Source organism: Bilophila wadsworthia ATCC 49260 (genome assembly GCF_000701705.1).
GTDB lineage: Bacteria > Desulfobacterota > Desulfovibrionia > Desulfovibrionales > Desulfovibrionaceae > Bilophila > Bilophila wadsworthia.
The window spans coordinates 1-22,114 of sequence record NZ_JNJP01000015.1 but is presented as its reverse complement, the minus strand read 5'-3'; the positions used below and the strand labels follow the sequence as shown (position 1 = coordinate 22,114).

The 22,114-nt window shown below is 58.8% G+C and carries 16 protein-coding genes and 1 tRNA gene; 8 read left to right on the top strand and 9 right to left on the bottom strand.

The genetic code is table 11. The annotated features are described in order from the left end of the window. Window positions 1-90 precede the first annotated feature (90 nt). Window positions 91-705, top strand: coding sequence for a DUF4125 family protein (locus tag T370_RS0108040; protein WP_029435401.1), 615 nt, complete (start codon window positions 91-93; stop codon window positions 703-705). 35 nt (window positions 706-740) lie between these two features. Here T370_RS0108040 and T370_RS0108035 read toward each other — a convergent pair whose 3' ends face one another. The 3 genes from T370_RS0108035 to T370_RS0108025 form a co-directional block, all read right to left on the bottom strand. Next, complete coding sequence (locus T370_RS0108035) at window positions 741-3,566, bottom strand: molybdopterin-dependent oxidoreductase (protein WP_029435400.1); 2,826 nt, start codon at window positions 3,564-3,566, stop codon at window positions 741-743. A 133-nt stretch (window positions 3,567-3,699) separates the two neighbouring features. Further along, complete coding sequence (locus T370_RS25950; protein ID WP_156034376.1) at window positions 3,700-4,872, bottom strand: tripartite tricarboxylate transporter substrate-binding protein; 1,173 nt, start codon at window positions 4,870-4,872, stop codon at window positions 3,700-3,702. Window positions 4,873-4,928: 56 nt separating this feature from the next. After that, window positions 4,929-6,056 carry a tripartite tricarboxylate transporter permease gene (locus T370_RS0108025; RefSeq protein ID WP_248604236.1) on the bottom strand — a complete coding sequence of 376 codons (1,128 nt, stop codon included), beginning with the start codon at window positions 6,054-6,056 and terminating at the stop codon, window positions 4,929-4,931. A gap of 33 nt (window positions 6,057-6,089) precedes the next feature. On the opposite strand from T370_RS0108025, the gene T370_RS0108020 reads away from it, so the two are divergent. The 4 genes from T370_RS0108020 to T370_RS0108005 all read left to right on the top strand — a co-directional run bounded on the left by T370_RS0108020 (window position 6,090) and on the right by T370_RS0108005 (window position 11,795). Next, window positions 6,090-6,593: an SDR family NAD(P)-dependent oxidoreductase gene (locus T370_RS0108020; protein WP_237911189.1), complete on the top strand. Its 504-nt coding sequence runs from the start codon at window positions 6,090-6,092 to the stop codon at window positions 6,591-6,593. Window positions 6,594-7,516: 923 nt separating this feature from the next. After that, window positions 7,517-9,592 carry a bifunctional diguanylate cyclase/phosphodiesterase gene (locus T370_RS0108015; RefSeq protein WP_227327675.1) on the top strand — a complete coding sequence of 692 codons (2,076 nt, stop codon included), beginning with the start codon at window positions 7,517-7,519 and terminating at the stop codon, window positions 9,590-9,592. Next, window positions 9,586-10,599 (top strand): sugar ABC transporter substrate-binding protein, encoded by a 1,014-nt coding sequence (locus T370_RS0108010; RefSeq protein ID WP_029435396.1) that lies wholly within the window; start codon window positions 9,586-9,588, stop codon window positions 10,597-10,599. Before T370_RS0108015 ends, T370_RS0108010 begins: the two co-directional genes overlap by 7 nt. Before the next feature lie 533 nt (window positions 10,600-11,132). Further along, entirely contained in the window at window positions 11,133-11,795 is a 663-nt protein-coding gene (locus T370_RS0108005) for an HAD family hydrolase (protein WP_029435395.1), read from the top strand. Window positions 11,796-11,968: 173 nt separating this feature from the next. Here T370_RS0108005 and T370_RS0108000 read toward each other — a convergent pair whose 3' ends face one another. The 3 genes from T370_RS0108000 to T370_RS0107990 form a co-directional block, all read right to left on the bottom strand. Continuing rightward, entirely contained in the window at window positions 11,969-13,957 is a 1,989-nt protein-coding gene (locus T370_RS0108000; protein ID WP_029435394.1) for a DUF459 domain-containing protein, read from the bottom strand. Between the two features lie 18 nt (window positions 13,958-13,975). Beyond that, window positions 13,976-15,424, bottom strand: coding sequence for an MBOAT family O-acyltransferase (locus tag T370_RS0107995; protein ID WP_029435393.1), 1,449 nt, complete (start codon window positions 15,422-15,424; stop codon window positions 13,976-13,978). Window positions 15,425-15,559: 135 nt separating this feature from the next. After that, window positions 15,560-16,723 (bottom strand): MltA domain-containing protein, encoded by a 1,164-nt coding sequence (locus T370_RS0107990; RefSeq protein ID WP_029435392.1) that lies wholly within the window; start codon window positions 16,721-16,723, stop codon window positions 15,560-15,562. Between the two features lie 171 nt (window positions 16,724-16,894). On the opposite strand from T370_RS0107990, the gene T370_RS0107985 reads away from it, so the two are divergent. After that, window positions 16,895-16,969: transfer RNA gene (locus T370_RS0107985), tRNA-Gly, on the top strand. A 350-nt stretch (window positions 16,970-17,319) separates the two neighbouring features. Here the strand turns inward: T370_RS0107985 and T370_RS0107980 are convergent. After that, window positions 17,320-18,249 carry a diaminopimelate dehydrogenase gene (locus T370_RS0107980; RefSeq protein WP_029435391.1) on the bottom strand — a complete coding sequence of 310 codons (930 nt, stop codon included), beginning with the start codon at window positions 18,247-18,249 and terminating at the stop codon, window positions 17,320-17,322. A gap of 67 nt (window positions 18,250-18,316) precedes the next feature. Continuing rightward, window positions 18,317-18,793 carry an alanyl-tRNA editing protein gene (locus T370_RS0107975; protein ID WP_029435390.1) on the bottom strand — a complete coding sequence of 159 codons (477 nt, stop codon included), beginning with the start codon at window positions 18,791-18,793 and terminating at the stop codon, window positions 18,317-18,319. A 143-nt stretch (window positions 18,794-18,936) separates the two neighbouring features. On the opposite strand from T370_RS0107975, the gene dprA reads away from it, so the two are divergent. Both dprA and T370_RS0107965 read left to right on the top strand, forming a co-directional pair. Further along, the gene (gene dprA, locus T370_RS0107970) at window positions 18,937-20,226 is read left to right on the top strand and encodes a DNA-processing protein DprA (protein ID WP_029435389.1); all 1,290 of its coding nucleotides are present in this window, start codon (window positions 18,937-18,939) and stop codon (window positions 20,224-20,226) included. A gap of 37 nt (window positions 20,227-20,263) precedes the next feature. Beyond that, window positions 20,264-21,283 (top strand): tyrosine recombinase XerC, encoded by a 1,020-nt coding sequence (locus T370_RS0107965; RefSeq protein WP_029435388.1) that lies wholly within the window; start codon window positions 20,264-20,266, stop codon window positions 21,281-21,283. 137 nt (window positions 21,284-21,420) lie between these two features. Here T370_RS0107965 and T370_RS24260 read toward each other — a convergent pair whose 3' ends face one another. Beyond that, window positions 21,421-22,074 carry an IS1595 family transposase gene (locus T370_RS24260; RefSeq protein ID WP_081847458.1) on the bottom strand — a complete coding sequence of 218 codons (654 nt, stop codon included), beginning with the start codon at window positions 22,072-22,074 and terminating at the stop codon, window positions 21,421-21,423. Between the last annotated feature and the right edge of the window lie 40 nt (window positions 22,075-22,114).

Genomic DNA, 22,114 nt, shown 5'->3' with positions numbered 1-22,114 from the left:
CGCTTGCCGGTTTTATCTATCCGGTGAAAGGCAGCGTACCCAGCAGACAGCCATACCCTGTAGCGTTATTGATAAACATGGAGAAAAAAGATGCGCGACGAACTGATGTCCGAAATCATCAAGCTGGAATGGGACATGTTTTCTCATGTTTCGAACGTGGGAGGCCCGGCCTCCTGCCAGATGCGGCCCGACACCTTCAAAATCATGCGGAAGAGCCAGGCCGCCACATGGTCCGATGAGCTGCTTGCCAGCTATCTGGAAGATCTGAAAGCCGCCACGCGGGAAGGCAGAAACATCATGACCGAGAAATACGCCCGGATGATGGAATCCACTTTCCCCGAAGAATACCGGAAGCTGGCGGCATCCCTTCCGCCCGTCGACAAGGAAACCCTGCAGAAGATAGAAGAAATCGTCGCGATCAACGTGGGATGGAAAGCCGAGCTGTTCGACCGTTATCCCCGTCTGAGCGGCAAGGGCCGCCCGCTGCGCACCAGCGAAGACTCCACCGGGGAAACGTCCTTTGAAACGTATCTGCGGGGAGAATTGAAGACGTATTCAGCGCGCACGATCACGCTCCTGCATGAACTTACCTTGCGGCAACAACAGGATGGCGTGAACGGCGCGGCGCTGAATCTCCTCAATCAGGTGCAGCAGTACGGGTATGCCACGCTCGAACAGGCCGAAGGCCATCGCGCGGGAGGCTGACGGCGTTCCCGGCTTCCTTACGGGCGCGGCTTTACCTATCCCTTGCCCTTTCCGGCATGGCGTGCCTTCAGAAAGGCAAGCCGCTCGTAAAGCGAACAGCCGAGATCCCAAGGCTCCTGACCGTAGGGGACGCCGGCGGCCTTGGCGGTCATGGCGGCTTTCAATTTTTCCGGAGTGACGGGAAGCGTAGCCACCCGCACGCCCACGGCATCGGCTATGGCGTTCAGGATGGACACGTGACCCGCACTCTGGAAGCCTTCCGCGCATCCGGTCGAACCGTGCGGCCCATTCTCGCGGTACGTCTCGTGAAACAGCACGTTGAACGTGTCCGGAACGTCATTGCAGCGGGGAACCCCCGCCCCGCGCATGGTCGCGTGCTTCTTCATGTCCTCGTAGTTTTCGCTCAGGGCGAAGCCGATGGAGTGCGAAAAACCGCCCCATGCCTGCCCGAGCACGGCCTGGCGGCTTCCGATCACCCCAACGTCGGCCACAATCGTCGCGCCGAGGACACGGGTCCTGCCCGTGGCGGCTTCGACAGCCACTTCCGCCATGAACAGCACGTAGTTCTGGGCAATCGCGCCGTACCCGTGCCCCGTATCGGGATCAATGTCCGACCATTCGGCGGTATGGACGCCACGGTATCTGGTCGGAACGCCCGCATCGCGCATTTCCCGCCATGTGCGATACGTCCCGTCTTCCTTGCGCATGGCGGCGAGCAGCTTGGAAGCCGCGTCCAGCGTAGCCATGCCGACGACATGGTGCGAACGGCTGCCCGACGCCGATCCCGTATCGGGGCAGCATCCCGTATCGTTGCGGACCAGGCGGATGGCCTCCGGCCTGAGCCGCAAGGGGCGCAGCGCCTCATGGACATGGATCAGGCTGCCCGTATCCGCCCCCTGCCCGACGTCGGCCCATGTGCTGTAGTGCGTAACCGATCCGTCCTCATTCAGCTCCAGATCGATTTCCGCGCGATCCGGCACTTTTGAGACGTGATACCCGCCCCACGCAATGCCCACGCCGCGCCTGTGCTCCGGCGTGCTTTCCGCCCGGGCCTTTTCCACGGCCTTCCGGTAGTGCGGGCGCAGCATGTCCATCATCGCCCGCATGGGATATTCCCGGTAAGGGACGGACGTGGTGCAGGTATCCCCTTCCCGGGCGACGTTGATATAGCGGAACTCGAAGGGGTCCATGCCGATCCTCCCGGCGAGCATATCCACGATCTGCTCGCTCGCCGTGTAGGTCTGCGGCGAGCCGAACGCCCGGAAAGCCGTCCCGAAATTGTTGTTGGTGAAGGCCGTCCGCACCAGGCCACGGATATTTGGGATGGCATACGGGTAGCCGAAAAAGCGGCAAACCTTCGTCGTCAGCGCCCCCGCCATTTCGCTGTATGCGCCGTGATCGATCCCGGCAAGGAAATCCATTGCCGTCAGCTTTCCCGCTTCGTCGCACGCGAGGCGGACATTGGCGTACACGGGGGAACGCTTGCCCGTCGTGTGCTGGTGTTCGGCGTAACTGAGCACGAGGGAAACCGGCGCATCCAGCGCCAGCGCGCAGGCCGCCGCCAGTGCGGTATTGCCCGGCGACATGCTGTAGCCGAAGCTGCCGCCCGCCGGATTGCCGATGATCCGCACCTTTTCCTTGGGCAGCCCAATAGCCGGGGCCATCTGGGCGATGTTGCCGTACAGGTATTGCCCCTTGCACTGGATGACCACGCCCCCGTCCTGCGGGTAAGCCAGAACGACATCCGGCTCCACCGTCAGATGCGGCTGCCGCGACGTGCCGAAACTTCCCTCAACCGTATGGGCGGCATGTTCCAAAAGCCCTTGCGTGTCCTCGCCCTTGTAGACGGGCTGTTCCATATAGATGTTGGGGGTGTTTTCATGGATAGGGAACGCCCCTTCCGCAGCGGCTTCCATGAAGGTCATGACGGCGGGAAGCGGCTCGTATTCCACCCGGACCCGCTCCGCAGCGGCCCGCGCCTTGTCCCGGCCCGTCGCCGCCACAACGGCCACCACGTCCCCATACCGGCGTACCACCCCGTCACAAATGACCGGGCGATCGAGGCCGTCGCACAGGCTGTGCACGGTGCCTTGCGGCGCAACCAGCCGGTTCGTGCCCTTTACGTCCTTCGCGGTAACAACGTTGACGACGCCGGGCATGGCTTGGGCTTCGGCGGTGTCCAGAGCCCGTATCCGGGCATGTTCCCGTTTCGCCAGAACAACCGCCAGATGCAGCGTGCCTTCCGGCATCTTCCCGGAAATGTCGGCCCCGAAGTCGCATGTCCCGAGTACCCGGGAAAGCGCCGTGGGCTTCGGGAAATCCGAACCGTACAGCCGGCCGTCCTCCGGCGGGGTAAAGGTGATGTCCTCCATCGCCTTTTCCCCGCGCATCACGGCGGCGGCCTCCATCACGGCGTCCACGATGGGCTTGTATCCGGTACAGCGGCAGACGTTGCCGTGCCGGGTAAACCATTCCCTGACCTCTTCCCGCGTCGGATCAGGATTGCGCATCAGAAGCCCTTTGGCCGACATGATGAACCCCGGCGAACAGAAGCCGCACTGCACGCTCGCATACGTCATGAACGCCCGCTGCAACGGATGAAGCCGTTCCGCCGAGCCGATGCCCTCGATGGTTTCGACTTTCGCATACGCCTTGACCTGTTTCATCTTTTTGACGCAGGAGCGCGTGACCTCCCCGTCGAGCAGCAGCGAACAAGCGCCGCAGTGCCCGGTTCCGCACCCGACTTTCGTCCCGGTGAGCCCAAGACGCCGCACCACGTCGGCAAGGGAGTCCTTCTCCGGCTCACAAAGGATTTCCCGATCTACCCCATTGATGTTCAAGACGATTCTCTGAATGGACACGGTTCCTCCTCTGTGAAAGGGTTGGATATTTTCCAGACAAGGCGGATTGCCCTTCTCTCCCGGAAGCTGGAAAGAAAGGCAATCCGCCTTCGCCGCGCCTCAAGCGGCACGGCTGTCCTCCAGCGGACGGGCGCTACTTGCCCACGAAATCCGTGATGGGCGGACAATCGCCGGAACACATAACCTCAATGAGGGTCGACGTTTCCGACAGGCGGGCCTGTTCAAGGGCGGGCAGCAGTTCTTCGGCATGTTCGACGCGGATGCCCTGAAGCCCGCAAGCCTGGGCGAGCACCACATGATCGATGGGAAAGATGTCCACCGAAGTGCTGTTCTTGCCGTAACGGAGCTTTTCGGAACACTTCACGTATCCCAGAATGCCGTTGTTCAGCACAATGGTGGTCACTTTGAGGTTGGAACGGGCCGCGACTTCCATCTCCGACCAGACATGCGCAAACCCGCCGTCGCCGGTAATGCAGTAGATGGGGGCTTCCGGTTCGGCGACGGCGGCACCCAGCGCCATCGGCAGGCCCCAGCCGAGCCCGGCCATGCCGCGCGGCGCGATGACGCCCTGCCAGTGGGAGAAGCGGGCGTCCATGCCCAGTTCCTTGGTCGTAGGGATGTCGGAAAGGTTCTCGCTGCGCTCGTCGGCAAACTGCACCAGCCCGTACACATCGAACGTGGACAGCGACGCGGGCACATCCGCATGAAGATGGGTCCGGCCCGCCATGATGTCCTTAAAAATCTCCCCGCCGCTGCGGTAGGGGATGAAACGCAGCTTCAAGCCGAAGTGCTCGGCAAACTGCAGCATGGGCACATGGGTCATGTTGCCGGTCGCGGTGATGCCCACGACGTACTTGTTGGGGTTCTTTTTCGCCATTTCGATAAATTCGTTGATGTTCTTCCACGGGGCGTTTTGGGCGGTCATCAGAACCACGGGCTGGCTGACGGACGTGCCTATGAAGTCGAACGCATCCGTCCCGTAGGGAAGCTTCATCACATGCGGCTGCAAACACATGGTCCCGGTGGGCACATAGCCGAGCGTGTAGCCGTCCGGTTTGGCGGCGGCCACCTGCGCCACCCCGAGCGTGCCGCCCGCGCCGGAAACGTTCTGCACGACGATGGGCTGTCCAAGCCTCTTTTCCATCATCCCCGCCAGCAGACGGGCCGGGATGTCCGTGCCGCCGCCCGCGCCGAACGGGACGACCAGCGTGATCGGGTGATCCGGATAGGCGGCCAGCGCCCCGGTGGCCCCGAGCATGAACACGCAAAGGAAGAGAAGGGTCTTTTTCATCATCTGGCGGATCATACGGCTCTCCTTTTCTGTTACAGATTGTGGACCGTCTGGGCGAAACCGTGCGGGCATCACCGCTTCGCGCGCAGCGCCCTGTAATTCTGGACTTGAGGGACGACGAGGAGCAGGAAGGCCATCCCGAGGAGCACCATCGCGATGGGGGACGCGGAAACGAAGGCCAGCCACGAATCGTCGCCCTTGAACAGCATCATCTGCCCTATGCTCATTTCAAACTGCTGCCCCAACACAAGGCCGATGACCAGAGGCGGCAGGGGAAATTCCATGCGGCGCATGAAATAGGCCGCTATGCCCATGAACACGGTGACGAACACGTCAAACAGGTTGCCCCGCGATCCGTATGATCCGAGGATGCACAGCACCGCGATGAAGCCCATCAGCAACTGCTCGGGAATCCTGAGCAGGAAGGAAAACATCCGGGTGGTGATGATGCAGCTCGGGTACATGAGCAGGTTGGACAGCATGAGCACGGCGAAGGTGGCGTATACCATCTCCGGATTCTCCGTCATCAGGCGCACGCCGGGGGTCACGCCGTGAATGGTCAGGGTCGCCAGCATGATGGCGGTGACGGGGTCGCCGGGGATGCCGAGGGCCAGCGAGGGGACAAGCGCCCCGCCCGTGACGGCGTTGTTGGACGATTCCGCGGCGATGATGCCGTCGGGCTCGCCCTTGCCGATATTCTCGCGCCGGGGCGAGGAACGGCGGGCCTCGCCGTAGCTCAGGAAGGCGGCGGTCGCGGCGCCCGTTCCGGGGAGGATGCCCACGAACGTGCCGATGAGGGAAGACTTCACCAGCCCGGACATCCGGCCCCTCCATTCGCCGAGGGATGGAAGCTGAACCCGGCAGGAGGTGCCGTTTTCCACGCGGGCCTCGCGCCGCATCCGTTCGACGCGATCCAGAACCTCGGAAAGCGCGAACACGCCGACAATGACCGCAACAAGATCGATGCCGCTGTTCAGGGCGAAAATATCGAACGTAAAACGCGATTCGGCGGAAAACGGGGACATGCCCACACAGGCGAGCAGCAGCCCGAGCACGCCCATGGCCAGCCCCTTGAACTGGTTGTTGGCCGATACGCTGGAAATGCAGGTCAGGCCCATCAGGATCAGGGCGCACGTTTCAAGCGGCCCGAACTGCAAGGCGAAAACGGCGATCTGCGGCGCGGCGAAAGTAAGGATCACGCACGAGAACACGCCTCCGAAAATCGATGCCTCGTGCACAGCGCGGGCATCACACGCCCCGCCTGCTCCATTCTGGATATGCCCGTGGAAGAATGGGAGAACGTCATCAAGGTCAATCTGACCGGGGCCTTCTTTCTGGCCAAGGCCTGCATCCCTCCGATGCTGGAAGCCGGGCAGGGCGCCATGGTGCTCTTTTCTTCCCGGGCCGCCAAAACGGGCTTTGCCGCCCTCGGCAGCAACGGCGCGAAAACCAAAGCGCATTACTGCGCATCCAAGGCGGGGGTCATCTCGCTCGTCAAGTCGCTGGCAATGGAGCTTGCCCCCTACGGAATCCGAGTAAACGGCGTAGCCCCCGGCCCTGTGCAAGGAACCATGATCCCCAAGGAATCATGGCCGGTTATCGCTGAGAAAGTGCCCTTGAACCGTCTCGGGACGCCTGAGGAAATGGCCGAGGGCGCGTGGTTCCTGTGCTCGCCGCAAGCCGCGTTCATTACTGGGCACATCCTGGACATAAACGGCGGCACGCTCATGGACTAGCCGCGCGCCGCTCGGAAGGCGCACAGGCCACACTCCAAAACGGATTCAGGTCCGCTCCCGCTTCCTCCGAACAGCCGACACTCCGCTTGCACGCAAAAAGAGCGGTCCCTTCGTCATTCGATCTTGGGGCCGCTCTTCCCATATGCAGATCCATATACCCCTTTCTTCGCTCGAAAGATAAATAGAGAGTGAAAAGTCAATAAGCTAGAAAGATTCCTTCGCTGAGAAAGCCGAAATCCTCATCAAATCTATTGATCCGCGCCCGGAAAACTGAGACGATGCCTTTGCTTTTCAATGTAGGCACATCCTTTGAGCCGCCATCTCATAACTATGGCGTAAAATCGCATAGTGGAATACAGTTATGGGGTTGGAAGCGCGACACATATACTGTCCCGAGGCGAGGTTATTTCTATCCTCGCCTTGTTTAGTCTATACTGTATTTGATTTTCGTTAAATAAAGCCATCCCGTTGTATACGGCAATAAATTATTGGAACACCTATTTTACTTTTTGTATAAAAACAACATATTTCTTTTATCCGTTATCAAAAACACTTTTTGTTAATAAGGTAAAAAAACAGATCATAAAAAATATAATTCAAGTCAACGATTAACACAAAATATACTAGTTTTGTTAAAGCATACTTGCTCAGAGAATAAAAACATTACTTATCGCCATATTGGAGTTGTTTCCATTCTTCCTCTTCAGCCTTCAGCTACCAGCTGGAACAAAGTTTTTATCTATCAAAAGAATAAATATCTTTTATCCTGACAGAATCGTATGAGAGAAAAAATATTTTTTAAAAATATATTACCTATATTCATGGTTTTTATAAATCTTGCACTATCTGTCTCGGTAGTCTTTCTCATGCGTTATGTCCAAAATTTGCTGAATTCGGACGTAAAAATCAATTTGGTGGAGATTGTGACCCAGAACAAGGACGCCATCACCAGCAGGTTGATGATGAACGTCAACTCGCTGGATATCACCGCAAACAAACTTTCCGATAGGTTGAAGGCCGAGGAATCTTCCGGCAAGCTCAAGACACAGGACCTCATCGAACAATACGCCAAAGAAAACAACACGGATGATCTGTTCACTGCGAACAGGGACGGCATGGCCTTGTTTGATGGCGGCCGGAAGCTAGATATCTCGGGGCGGCATTATTTCCGCCTCGCCATCGACGGCATCCCCAATATTTCAGACAAGCTTATTTCACGCATCAACGGGGATGAGGTTTTCGTCATCAGCGTGCCGCTCTCGTATAACGGGGAAATCGTGGGGACCATACAAAAGGTCATTACATTCGAGGAAATGTACAAGATATGTTCCCTCTCCATCTTTTCCTCGCAGGGCTATATGTATGTAATCAACCGTGAAGGATACGTTATCCTTCACTCGGCGCATCCCAAGTGTGAGCAGAAGTCCGACAATTACTTCCGCGATCTCTATGGGGCGGGCAACCCTAAAGCTTCAGAGCAGATGAAACGGGATATCCGGAACAACCGCAACGGGTTCATCGAGACGACGATAGCCGGGAGGGAAATCTTCTCGGCATATACTCCCATAGAAAAAATCCACGACTGGTATTTGATTACAAGCGTACCGAACAATGCCGTTTCTCCCAACGGCAATACCGTCATCAGTATTTTCTATTTCATTCTGTTCGTCATCGTAGTTATCTTTACCTCAAGCCTTACGTATTTCTTGTGGTACAAGAACAAGCAGCGCGCGCAATTGGAAAAAATTGCCTTTGTCGACACGGTTACTCTGGGTGACACATACAATAAATTTCTTGTCGATGCGCAAGGGATACTGACCCAGTGTCCCCATAAGAAATTCCATATTATCAAATTTGATATCGACAATTTCAAATACATAAACAATTTTTACGGATTTGAATTCGGCGATCGCATTTTACGCAAGATCAATGAAAGCATCAGCCAGCAGCTGAATGCCCACGAACTGATCGCAAGGATTTACAGCGACCATTTTGTGATCCTGCTTGAAAACGCCGCGGAAGGACGGCTGAACGCCCTGCTCTCTTCCATCGAGAATGAAGAGATAACCCTCTATTTTTCAGCGGGTATTTATTCCGTCACGGACAGCACCGAAAGCATCAACCTCATGGTGGATAAGGCAGGGACGGCCGCCCGCTCAATCAAGGGTGTGCTGAATAAAAAATTCGCCTATTACACAAACAAATTCGAACAGATAACGATCCATAACGAGCAGTTGAAACGCGCCGTGAAGCAAGCGCTGAAGAACGATGAATTCATCCCGTACTACCAGCCCAAGGTGGACATCAACAGCGGCATCCTCGTGGGCGGCGAAGCGCTGGTGCGCTGGAAGACCCGCGAGGGCAAATTCATCTTCCCCAACGAATTCATTCCCATGTGCGAACAGACGGGCCTTATCGTCGAACTCGACATGATCATGTACGAAAAGGTCCTCAAGTTCCTGAAATCCTTCCTTGAGCAGGGCCTGGCGTGTGTTCCCATCTCGGTGAACTTCTCGCGCCTCCACCTGATGGACAGCGACTTCCTCAGCAAAATCGTCAAGAAACAATGTGAATACGGCGTGCCCGCTCATCTTATTGAAATAGAACTGACTGAAAGCGCCATATTCGACAATATCGACACCATCTATGCCTTTACACGGAAAATGCACGCCAACGGATTTGCAATCGCTATGGACGATTTCGGTTCCGGCTATTCCTCGCTCAATATGCTCAAGGACATCCCCATCGATGTCCTCAAAATCGACAAAGGCTTCCTGAGCGAAGCGGCGGACAACAACAGGCGAAACATCATCTTCTCGTCGATTGCCGATATGGCGAGAAAACTGAATATCAAGGTTGTCGTCGAGGGCGTGGAGCACCTTGAGAACGTGCGCTTGATGAAGGAGTGCGGCTGCTCCATCGCACAGGGCTACTACTTCGCAAAGCCTATGGATGAGGAAAGCTTCCGTAACGTATTCAAAGAAGGTCGGATATGCTGAAGAAATGGCTGTCCTGCATATGTGCGGCGATTCTGCTTTTAGGTTTGGGCGGTTGCGAGGACAACAGCCGCAAGGTGAAAATCGGCGTTTCCATCGGTGCCGGAGGCGCGGCGCGCTGGCAGAAGGACATGGCGTTCATGCAGGAACGCGCCAAAGCGCTCGGGGCGGACATCGAACTGCGGCTCAATCTGCCGGACAGCTCCAAGACGCAGGCCGAAGACTGCCTTGAAATGCTCTCCGACGGCATCGACGTTTTGATCATCACGCCGAACAACACCCGCAAGGTCGACGATGTCCTGATGTACGCCAAACAGAAGAACACCAAAGTGGTTTCCTACGCGCGGGCCGTCATGGGGGGCAGCGTCGACCTTTTCGTCGGGTACGACTGCTATAAGATCGGGCAGAACATGGGGCAGCACCTGACTGAAAAAGTCTACCACGGGGACATCATTGTCCTCAAAGGCGACGTGAACGACTTCAACACGCCGTTTTTGTATTATGGAGCCATGAAATACATCAAGCCTCTGATCGAAAACGGCAAACTCAATATGGTTCTGGATGCGTACGTGCCCAAATGGTCCCCTGCTGAAGCCAAGAAGCTGGTCAAGGAAGCCGTCGCCGCAAACGGCAACCGTATCGATGCGATCTTCGCCTCCAATGATCGCCTCGCCGGGGCCGCCGCCGAAGCGCTCGAGGAGCTCCACGTCACCAACCATGCCGTCATCACCGGCATGGACGCTGAACTCGCCGCCATCAAAAGAATCCTCGCGGGCACGCAGGACGCGACCATCTACATGGACCTGAGGGAACTGGCGTATGCCGCCGTGGACGAGGCATACAACCTTGCCACGAAGAAAAAGGTCAACGTCAATTCTGAACTGGGCAACGACGGTAGCAATAAAATCAACGCGTTCCTGATCAACGGTAAAGTCGTGACCAGAGAAAACATCAATAAGGTGCTGATCGAACCCGGCCATTTTACGAAGGAAGACATTTACTCGGAGTAAAAAACGCCTCCCGGTGCGGTGCGCCTATCCAGAACCGTCCTTTCTCTTTTGCACGAGAGCGGAAACTCTTGTAGGCCTATTCCTCCGTGCACCTATAAAAGGGGCGGGCCCAGGAGCGAACCCGCCCCTTTCACACATGTTTCCCTCCGCGTATTCACCGATACGTTTCCGTCAGGAAGCGGGGATGCCGCCGGCGAACGGCCTTCCTCCCCTGACAGCGTGCCGACACGGTTTTCATGCCCTGCTTCCGAGGGCATTTGGGAGGATTGTGAGTATCCCCTGATGATAAACCATACGGGAACATCCACCCCCAATGGTGCATCGCCTCCTCATCGCTCAAGATGATTTCCCGCCTCAACATGTCCCACGCGCTTGACCAAGAGGCCGTGGGCGAGCGACAACGGAAACCGCCGAAGCGCCGCATAGGTTAACCTGTGGCAGCGCACAGCCGTAAGAAGGAACCCGCTTTCCCGTATACGCCCTCATATGGCGAGGCTTGCGGCTTTTCCGGTGGACATTGCAAGGAGTTTTTGATGCAGCTTTCCGCGTTCCCTTTCTCGACCATTCTCTTTGACCTTGACGGCACGCTTGTGGATAGCGCGCCGGACGTTCTCGAAGCCATTGCCGCCGTCCTGCGTGACGCGGGCGATCCGATCCCTCGGATGGAGCTCTCCATCATCGGCCCTCCGCTGGAAGGTATTTTCCGTGAAGTCTGCCCGGACGCCGACGAAGCGAAAATCACCCGGCATGTGGCCGCATTCCGTGACCTCTATTTTGGCGGCACCTTCCCACAAAGCACTCCTTACCCCGGCATCTTCGCGTTGCTTGAGCGTTTGCGGGCCAAAGGCTGCCGCCTGTTCGTCGCCACGCATAAACCGGAGGCCGCCGCGCAAAGGATGCTTACGCTCAAGGGGTTCATGCCCTTCCTCGAAGGCGTCGGCTGCACGGATTCCCTGCCGGACCGGCAACTCTGCAAAAAGGATATCATCCGTCTCCTTATGGAGCGCCATGCCCTCGATCCCGCTTCAATGGTCATGGTGGGAGACACGGCCCTCGATATCAGAGGCGGCAACGAACAGGGCATAGCCACCATCGCGGCCCTGTACGGCTATGGCGACAAGGCAAAGCTCCTCGCTGAGCGCCCGCGCTATCTGACCGACGATCCAGAATGGCGCACGCTCCGCAAGGCGGAGTAGCCCATACAAAATAAAGAAGCCGTCCTTTTTCCGTTCAGAAAAAGGACGGCTTTTCGTTGTTACGATGTATGACCCTGCCCTGTTCCAGCGGGCGTCGGTTTTGGAGGAGGAGAGGGATTTTCCGTGCAAGGATATGATACCCGGAGCCACTACCGGCCCTTCGGCATCCTCTGCTACCGATGCAACACCCCCGCATGGAACGCTACATGTAGGGGAAGCTCGTCAAGCCAATACGTCCAGTCGTGGAGGCCGGGCGCCTCGCGGTACTGATAGGAGAACCCGCCCCGGCGGAGCGTATCCCGAAAGGCGCGGTTCTCAGGCACGACATACGCGTCCTGCTGCCCTGTGGTGATGAGCATGGCGGGCATCCCGGCGGCCTTCGACCGTTTCAGCAGATCTTCGGCGGAATACGACTGCCACAACGCCTTGTTGGCGTTCATAGGGCCGAGCACGTCGCGGATCTTCCATTGATCGGGATGCCGGGTAATGTCCATAACGCCGCTCATGGAGCTGACCGAGGCAAAGGAGCCGGGATGCCGCAGCGCAAGGACAAAGGAACCGTGCCCCCCCATCGACATGCCCATGACGCCGCGCTTCGGCAGCACAGGGAAAGCCCGTTCCACATACGGCATCAACTCGCGCGCGAAAAAGCTCTCAATACGGCTTTTCTTCAAATAGGGGCTGTCCGCATACCAGCCGGTGCGGCCGCATGACGGCGCGATGAACACCAGCCGCTCGCGGGTCGCCAGCTTCGACAGCAGCGCTCCGGCCCGCGTGTTCCAGACGCCCGCATCCTCGAATGCACCATGCAGCAGATACACGACGGGGAAACGCTCGCCCGGCTTGCGGTCGGCGGGAAGGAACGCGTAGCAAGGAATCTTCCCTCCACGGAACATGGAGTCCACAGTGAACGGAATGCCGCCCTGCTCCGCGGAGGCCTCAGCGACGGCGGGCAAAGGGGACTCCGCCGGTAGGGGAGAAGAAGATGCGGAGGAAGGCAGAGCCTGAGGCGCGGGACGTTCCGCCGCCTTGTTCTTGCCAAGAAGAAGTTCCTTTTCGACAACAGGTTCCACTGCGGCGGACAGCATGGCTCCACCGTCCTCGGTCACATGCACCATATCCTTATACCGCAGCCGGACGTGGCGTCCCTTGTCGTCGACCTTGAATGTCGTGTAGTTGCCCTGAGCGTCGGCCAGCACCTTGACCGTATCCACGAAGGCGGCATGATACGTCTCGCAGGCTTCCTTTTGCAGCTCGCTCAAGCGGCGGACGCGGGTCGAATACGGTTCCTTGCCCATGACGGGCAGACCGACCCATACGGCCTTGGCACCCTTGGCCGTGGCCACGGCAAGCAGGCGTTCGGCGCGGCTCCGGTAAATCGTCTTCCACGATTCACTGTCGGCGTGATGGCGCTTGCGGTTCTCGTCGATGATGTCCTGCGGGTCATTGGCCCCCATGCAGATCACGACCATATCCGGGTTGTACTTCCCCACCAGCTTCTCAAGCTGCGCGGGCCAATCGAAATAGTCCTGACGGCTGAGACCGGTCGAATATTTGCCTTCGCGCACCACTTCCAGATCCGGGCGCTTGCGCAGAGTACGCTGGAGCACGGGCCCGAACCCTTCCATCATCATGGAGTCGCCCACGAGCAGCACCAGCGGCTTGCGTTCCGTTTCCGCCCGAACCGGAGGCGGCGGAATCCCTGTTTCCGGCTGCGCACCGGGAGTCCGCACGGCCTGTTCAGGTACGGCGGCGGGAGGGACGGAAGCGGGAACCTCTTCGACTGGGGGCTCCGGCTGTGCGGGAGAAGCCGCCTCACGGGAAAAATCCGCCAGCGCATCGGCTACGGGCCGCTGCGGGGCCGTGCTTGGAGCAGTGGCTACAGACGGCCCTTCGACGGTCCCAAGAGTTTTATCCGTGTTGAACGCGGTCACCAATCGGATTTCCGCCTCCGAAAAGGCGGCGAGGCCCGTCGCTTCGGCTACGCCCTTCACCGTCTGCCCTACCACGGCGGCGGGCGGAAAATCGATGCCGGCCCGGTCCAGAAAGCTGGAGAAACGCGTCGCGTCCAGAAAAAGCATCAAAACGAAGGCCAGCGCGTATACGGCGCAGGCACGACCGGACGTGAGCGTTCCCCGCTCGGATCGGAAAGGGTTCTTCATGCACGGCCCCTCATGAAATCAAAATTGGAAATAAATGAAAGGCATGACGCCATCCGGACCCATCTTCAGGATAAAACCGCCCACGAGCGCAAGGACCACCGCCTGCACAGCCCACGGCAGGCGCTCCTGCGCATCCACGAACGCCGCGAACAGCCTCGCCCCGAAAAGCTGCAGCGCCAGACCTATGAGCACCGCGGGGATCACCAGTAACGGGAAACCTTCGCCGGGCTGCCCGAAGACAAAGACGCGGCGCAGGATTTCAAGGCTCCGCTCCATGTCTTCCGCCCGGAAAAATACCCACAGGAAGGACACGAAGTGGAACGTCAGCAGCCATGCCGCGCCCACGCCGCACCAGTGCAAAGCCGGGCTGGGCGTGAACCCATCCGGCCAGAAACGCTTTTTCAGTTCATGGAAGGCATGGACGACGGCCAGCCCCACCCCATGCATGACTCCCCAGACCAGAAAACGGATATTCGAGCCGTGCCACAGCCCGCCGAGCGCCATCGTGATGATCAGGTTCAGGTAGCGGTTCCCCCGGCGGCTCCCGCCAAGCGGGATATACAGGTAGTCGCGGAGCCACAGGGACAGGGTGATATGCCAGCGCCGCCAGAAATCCTGTATGTTCAACGCAAGGTACGGTGAACGGAAGTTCTCCGGCAGGCGGAACCCCATGAGCCGCCCCACGCCGATCGCCATGTCCGAATATCCTGAAAAATCACAGAAGATCTGTATGGAGTAGGCATACACGGCGGCGAGGATCGTCCACGAGGAGTAAAATTCCGGCGATTCGAACACGTCACGCACGATATGCTCGGACAGGTAGCTGGCGATCACGACCTTCTTGAACAGCCCGCTGAGGATAAGCGCGAACCCTTCCTGCAAGTCGCGGGAATCCCATGTCCGGTGCCCGAGCTGCGGCAGGAACTGCCGGGCGCGCATGATCGGCCCCGCCATGATCGTGGGGAAGAAGGACACGAACAGCAGCACGTCCAGAAACGCGCGCGGCGGCTCGTCCGGGCAGCGGTAATGATCGATGGCGTAGGACAACCCCTGGAACGTGTAAAAAGACAGCCCTACGGGGAACAGGATCTCCATCGAGGGCAACGCATGGCGCAGGATGCCGGTGTCGAGCCCGGCGGCGCTTGCCAGCGATTCCAAGCCCAGAATGAGGAATTCATAATACTTGAAGAACGCCAGCAGGGCCACATGCAGGGCCACGTCCAGCGCGATGACGCCTTTCCGTTTGCGCGGCTGCCCCGAAAAACGGGACATCAGGTGGACGGCCCCCCAGTTGAGCACCGCCACGGCCAGCAGCAATGGGACAAAGGCCATGCCCGCGAGCGCATAAAAAAAGAGATTGCAGACGAGCAGAAACGCCCTGTATTCCCCGTCCCTCTCACGCAGCAGCCAGCCCGCGACAAGGACGAACAGGAAAAAGGTTGCGAACTCCAGCGTAACGAAATTCATCTGTGCCTATCCGGGCAAAAGGTCATGCGCAAGGGCGCGCGATCTCCGCACGATAGCGAAAACGCACGCCCCTTGCAAGCAAACCGCCTCGGCGTTCTCACCTATCCGGTGAGAAACGCTGGCGTTTTCAAAATCCTATCGAGGAAGCAGCAGAAACACCGCTCCCCGGTTGTCCAGATAACTGGCCGTGTGCGTCGCCGTTTCGCCGTTGCCGCAGAACAGATCCACGCGGTTGCGCTTGATCGCCCCGCCCGTATCCTGCGGCAACGTCAGCGCGTTGAACGGGACACTGTGTTCGCCCCCCTCGTCGGGCAGCGTGACGTTCATCAGCGTCAGCAGGCCGTTGGGCAAGACGCTCTGGTCGGTGGCCACGCTCACCCACGGCGTGATCCTGCGGCCCATGCTGCCTTTGGAACCCGAAGTCCCCGGCTTGCCGAGTTTGAAGAACACATAGCTCGGGTTCGTGTCCAGCAGGTCCGTCACCTGATCGGGGTGCGCGGCCAACCATTCCCGGATGGAGAACATGCTCACCTCTTCCCGTTTCAACAGCCCCCGATCGACCATGACCCGGCCAAGCGCCACATACTTGTGCCCGTTCTGCCCGTCGTACAGCACAGAGCGCACCGACCCGTCCTCAAAACGCAGCCGTCCAGACCCCTGAATCTGGAGCATGAAGATGTCCACCGGATCTTCCACCCACGCCAGTTCCAGCCCGCGCCCCTTCAACGCGCCCTTGCAGTCGATGGCGTGACGGGTGTGATAAGGGCGCTTTTTGCGCAGATCCGGAGGGGATTTGTAGATAGGGTATTGGAAACGCCCCTTGCGGACGTGGGACGCCGGGATCTCCGGCTCGTAATAGCCGGTGAAGCCGAAGTCCGGGCCGATGCGAACCCAACGGAAGTCGGAAGCCAGCACTTCCGGGGCCTTATCAAGGAAAGGAAGCAGACGCAGCAAGCGTTCGAGCCCTTTTTCCATCTCGCCGTAGGTCACTTGAAGCGCAGGGTAGTTCACGGCCACACGGGACGAAGGTTTCGCCCGCACGTAGGCAAGGCTCTGCTCCACCGCAAAACGCATATCCTTCCATGAGCGCATACCTTGCCGGGCCGGAGCCAGCCCCCGCGAAAGGCGCTGCGCCTCAGCCTCCGAAACCGGGAATACGCCGGGGGTTTCCAGCGGCGTGACGCGCACGGCCTCCGGCACATCAGGCTGGACGACATCAGGCCGGGTTGACTTCCCGCCGCAGGCGGACAACAACAAACACAGCAGACAAGCCCCAAACAAGGAAAAACGGCGCGACACGGCGGACTATCCTCACGCAACAGGTTGAAAAACAACAAAGCCTTTGCTGTGTACAGCATCCTCTCACCCGATGCAACGCCTTGCCTCGCCGGGTCCGGCAAAAAAAGTTTTCTTTTTTTGCAAAAAAAGCTTGACGGAAAGCGCTGTCCGTTATAAACACTCCCTCGTTCTGCGGGAGTAACTCAGTGGTAGAGTGCAACCTTGCCAAGGTTGAAGTCGCGGGTTCAAATCCCGTCTCCCGCTCCATATATTTTCGCCCTTGCTCGCCTTAAGGCTGGAGCGAGGGTTTTTCTTTGGCTCCGCTTCCTCAAGGGAAGCGTTATGAAATAGATACACAACATTCCCGTGTACGGCCTGCAACAATCCTGTTGCAGCGCCATTTCATAGACGAACATTTTATTACGTTCATGAAGAAGGCTCGGAAAGGCGACTTTCCGGGCCTTTTTCATATGGTGCGCAAAGAATCGGGGAAGGGAGGTCCGGTAATCGTTAGCGGCTGGCAAAAATGGGGAAAAGCGTTTATTCACCGTAATATGGCAAATAAAAAGGGCCTCCCCGGAGGAAGGCCCTTGGAAACGTCACCGTCCGGCAGCCCGCTAGACGAGACGGCCGATGTTGTCGATGCGTTCGCCGGGCAGGAGCAGGACGGGCGGCACATCGATCAGCGTATACGCACCGGAACGCCCGGACTGGGCAAGGCGCACGGCGGCGCGGGCGCTGGACACGAGGACCTGAGCGGTCAAAGCCGGGTTGTCGATGCGCATGTCGAACGTGAAATGCTGGTTGGCGGTGAGCCCGGAAGCGCCGACGCGCTCCATCAGCACCCCGTGGGAGGCGTCCGCCACGCGGGGCAGCTCGTCCTTGGTCACCTGCCGCACATCCAGCGGATCATGGCTGAAATAGGGGTCGGCCTGAATCGCGGCCTTCACGGCCTCAAACGTCGCGCCTTCCTCAAGCACCACATAGACGAGGCGGGAATGGCGCCCGCCGCCCAGAGGAATGGTGATCGAGGTGGCGTCGGCCACGCCGGCAATGGCGCGGGCGGCTACGGAGTGGCCCATGGAACGGCCGCGCCCGAAGTTGGTGAAGGTAACGCCCACAGGGGCCATCGCCTCAAACAGGGCGCGCATCACGGAGTCCGTGCCGGGGTCCCATCCGGCGGCGGTGATGGCCACGGCCTTGCCCTTCACGGCCTGCGCTTCAAGCAGGCCGATGGTTTCGACAATCCGGTCGTGGATGTCGAAGCTGTCCACGGTGTTATAGCCCCTGCCGAGCAGATCGCCCGCGACTTCGGGGATCTTGCGGGAAGGGGCGCACAGCAGCACGACATCCGGCTTGCCGGACACGGCTTCCAGATCCGCAAGGCTGGCGTATTCCGGAACGCCGCGCAGATCGTGCGCATCCTTTCCAAGGGATTCTTTCCGGCGAATGACGCCCACGCAGGTGAAATCGGGCTGGATTTCCAGCGCTTCGATGGCGTAACGTCCGATATTGCCCAAACCCATAACAGCAGCTTTTATTGGCATTTTGGCCTCCAGATAATGTATATCTTCAAGTAAAACACGAAATTCCCGTCTTGTAAAACGGCCTAGATCAGGCGTTTTTCTTCAATTTGAAGCGGATTCTGAGGCGTCCGGCCTCTCCATCGCCCTGCGGCGGAGTAAAATCGTGCGAAACCAGCCGAAACGCGCCGACCTCGGATGTATTTTCAACATGCTCCCCGATGCAGGGGCAAATATCATAATCGCCCACGGTCACGATGCGGACCATCAGCTCCTCTTCGCCTTCAAGATGCGCCGGGAGCCGACCGAGATCGACCAGCTTGCCCGCCTCTTCGCGGGGGAGCATCTCCGTCCGCACCGGCATATGCTGTGCCAATACCTCGTTGATCCTCCGCTCCAGTTCGGAGGCCTCGGCGTCTTCCAGCGGACGCGGAAAATGATAGTCACATTTGGACTTGTCCGCATTCAAATGCGAACTGAACGAACGCCCGCACCCGAACATGCGCACCATCGTCTGGTTCAACACATGTTCCGCCGTATGCATGAACGGATCATATTCCTTGCTCACAGGAACTCCTTCTCTTCTAAAGTGCTTGAAACCGCCCCACCCTACCCGATCCCTTCCCCGGAAACAATCCGCACGCATATCCCCCGTCGCTTGAAATCCGGCGGTGTTCCCCGTATGCTGGACAGCCCAACATCAGGACGATCATGAGAAAAACCGACCTTTTTCCCGAAAACGACTCGCCCGGCTGCGAACTGCGCGAGCCCGAACGCCCCATTGACGCGCCCTACGCCGTGGATATCCCCGCCGTGCCCACCGCGCTCGGCGCTCTGGACGCCGCCTCACGCGCCGAATTCTGGGCGGCGCTGGCCCTTTCGCATACCGACGGGCTCGGAGCCAGAAGCCGCAAACGCCTTCTGGATGCGTTCGGCTCGGCATTCGAGGCCGTGCGGCGCGCCAACGGCTGGCGCGAAGCGGGCTTGCGGGAAGACCTGATCCGCGAATTCCGCTCGGAAAAATGGCGCGAGCCCGCCCGGAAAGAATGGGATGCAACACGGAAACTCACTGGAACCGTCCTGCTCTGGACCGACAGCCGCTACCCCGCGCTGCTCAAGGAATTGCCGGATGCGCCGATACGCCTCTACTGCCAAGGAGACATGAGCCTGCTCGGAAATCCCTGCGTGAGCATCGTCGGCACCCGGACATGCAGCAGGGAAGGCATCCGCGCGGCGCAAGCCATAGCCAGCGGCCTCGCGGCCTCGGGCATCACCGTGGTTTCCGGCCTCGCCATCGGCATCGACAAGCAGGCACATCTCGCCGCCCTTGATCTGCCGGGCGGGACCATCGCCGTGCTCGGCGCGGGCTCCGATGTCTGCTACCCCAAAGAAAATGACGGACTGCGCCGGTCGATCATCCAACGGGGCCTGCTCATTTCGGAATACGCGCCCGGAACGCTTCCGGACCCCCGGCATTTCCCCATCCGCAACCGGATCATCAGCGGCCTTTCGCTCGGCGTCGTAGTCGTGGAAGCCGCCCTCCGCAGCGGCAGCCTCATCACCGCCCGGCTCGCGCTTGAGCAGAACCGCGCCGTCTACGCCGTGCCCGGCGGCATCGGCTCGAAATATGCCGAAGGTTGCCAGAAGCTCATCCGTGATGGCGCGCAGCCGATCTTTTCCTTCTCCGACATCCTTTCGGATCTTTCCGCCCAACTCAAAACGCTCCTCCCTCAGCCGGATTCCGCGCCACGGCCTTACAGCCTCGACGTGCATCAGGAGCCTTTCCAGTCCGCTCCCGCCGCCCCCCCGCCTCTCAGGCAACCGGACCGCAGCACGCTTGAAGGCCGCATCCTGACGCTCCTCGCCCAAAGCCCCCGCGCCATCGACGACGTTTGCCAATCGCTTGGATGTGATCCCGGCGAAGCCGGTTCCACGCTCATCATCCTCGAAGTACGGGGCCTGATCCGCCAGCGCCCCGATCTCCGCTACGCGTTGACCTGATCGCCGGCCCGCCGTTTACCATTATAAGGAATCTTCGATGCCCACCCCCGCCCCCGCAATGCCCCCGCTTCCGCAGGATGTGGAACAGTTCCTGACGTGGATGACCGATCAAAAAGGATTTTCTCCGGCCACGATCTCGGCGTACCGCACGGATCTCCTCCAGTTCGAGGAGTGGCTCCACCGTGAGCAGCACTCGCTCGCCCGGCCCGGAGAGCTGGAAAAATACCACTTTCAGGACTATTCCGCGCATCTTTTTCATGAAGGCCAAGCCCGCAGTTCCATTGGCCGCAAGCTTTCGGCCCTGCGCTCGCTGTTCCGGTATCTCATGAAGATGAAGAAAATCGACAAGAACCCGGCAAAGCTCGTGCGTAACCCCAAGCGGGAACTCCGCCACCCCACGGCGCTGAACGTGGATCAGATGTTCACCCTGCTGGACGAGGCCAGCGTGGAGTCCGGCGGCGCGGCGGGCCTTGATGGTTCCCGGCAGGCCGAGCAGGCGGTTACGGACCGCGAGCACGCCGGGCACACCCGCGATCTGGCGCTGGCGGAACTGCTCTACGGTTCCGGGCTGCGTATTTCCGAAGCTCTCGATCTGGATGTGGACGATGTGGACCCGGCAAGCGGTTTCATCCGGGTCATAGGCAAGGGTTCCAAGGAACGCATCGCGCCGTTGAGCGACACGTCCGTCAGGGCGCTGTTCCTCTGGCTCAGGGTGCGCGCGCTCATCGCCCCGCCCGCCGAAAAAGCCCTTTTCGTGGGCAACAGAGGCAAGCGGCTCAACCGGAGGCAGGCGGCGCGGATTCTCGACGAGATCCGCAAAAGCGCCGGATTGCCGCAACATCTGTCGCCGCACACCCTGCGTCACACCTTCGCCACGCACATGCTGGAGAACGGCGCGGATATGCGCTCCGTGCAGGAACTGCTCGGCCATGCCAGCCTTTCCACCACCCAGCGCTACACGCACATCACCCTTGATCATCTTATGCGCGTCTACGACAAGGCGCATCCCCGCTCAAGCGTTCGGGGGAAAGGCGGGGAGGAAGGGGAGGATGTCTGATGCGGGGGAGGGGAGCCTTCTGCAGAAGGGTCCCCTCCCCCACGCCCCCTCCTCTCTCCCTCCCAAGACTTTCGACCTTATCGAATCCCTGTTGCCAGTTTTCCAGGATTATTTATTAGGGGCTGTCCTAGTTAAGACTAATGTTTTGCTTGTTTTACCCAATAAGTTAGCTGAGTTAGGAGCTGTTTATGATTGCCTCCATTGAAACGCCATTCGCATTCCTTGAGGAACCAGTAAAAGTGTTCAGGCTTGATACCGTTAAAGCGACGCAAGTGCCTTTTGGCCTGATTCCAAAAATTTTCTATTCCATTGATATGATTATGCTGTTCCGCAAACTTCTGGGAATGATTGATGCGATGATGATGGAATCCGTTGATATCCAGGGCATTGTAAGCTGAAAATGTATCCGTATAGACTATACTGTCGGGTTCCACCTGTTCTTTGATGATGGGGAGAAGTGTTTCAGTGCGGGCATCAGGAATGATTGCCGTGTAAACTCTGCCGTTTCTCTTCAGTAAACCAAAAACAGCTATTTTTCCGGCAGCTCCCCGTCCTCTTTTACCTTTTCTTACACCTCCAAAGTAACTTTCATCGGCTTCTATTTCACCGGACAGTCGATAACTGGGGAGATGCGAAGCAATGAGACGTCGCAAACGCATGAAATAGGATGTGGCTGTGTTACGGTTTACTCCTGCCATTTCTCCGGCAGCCCTTGCCGTGGCACCAGCCACAAAAAATTTTATGAGTTCGGCCTGTTGCCGATAATTTAGTCTGCTGCGTCTTTCATACATGGTCTTATCCTAGCTCTTTTTTCTTAGCTAGGACAGCCCC

Excerpts from the sequence above, each read along its gene's own strand:
- T370_RS0108040 (WP_029435401.1), top strand. The coding sequence starts at position 91 with ATGCGCGACGAACTGATGTCCGAAATCATCAAGCTGGAATGGGACATG.
- T370_RS25950 (WP_156034376.1), bottom strand. The coding sequence starts at position 4,872 with ATGATCCGCCAGATGATGAAAAAGACCCTTCTCTTCCTTTGCGTGTTC.
- T370_RS0108010 (WP_029435396.1), top strand. The coding sequence starts at position 9,586 with ATGCTGAAGAAATGGCTGTCCTGCATATGTGCGGCGATTCTGCTTTTA.
- T370_RS0108005 (WP_029435395.1), top strand. The coding sequence starts at position 11,133 with ATGCAGCTTTCCGCGTTCCCTTTCTCGACCATTCTCTTTGACCTTGAC.
- T370_RS0108000 (WP_029435394.1), bottom strand. The coding sequence starts at position 13,957 with ATGAAGAACCCTTTCCGATCCGAGCGGGGAACGCTCACGTCCGGTCGT.
- T370_RS0107995 (WP_029435393.1), bottom strand. The coding sequence starts at position 15,424 with ATGAATTTCGTTACGCTGGAGTTCGCAACCTTTTTCCTGTTCGTCCTT.
- T370_RS0107980 (WP_029435391.1), bottom strand. The coding sequence starts at position 18,249 with ATGCCAATAAAAGCTGCTGTTATGGGTTTGGGCAATATCGGACGTTAC.
- dprA (WP_029435389.1), top strand. The coding sequence starts at position 18,937 with ATGAGAAAAACCGACCTTTTTCCCGAAAACGACTCGCCCGGCTGCGAA.
- T370_RS0107965 (WP_029435388.1), top strand. The coding sequence starts at position 20,264 with ATGCCCACCCCCGCCCCCGCAATGCCCCCGCTTCCGCAGGATGTGGAA.
- T370_RS24260 (WP_081847458.1), bottom strand. The coding sequence starts at position 22,074 with ATGTATGAAAGACGCAGCAGACTAAATTATCGGCAACAGGCCGAACTC.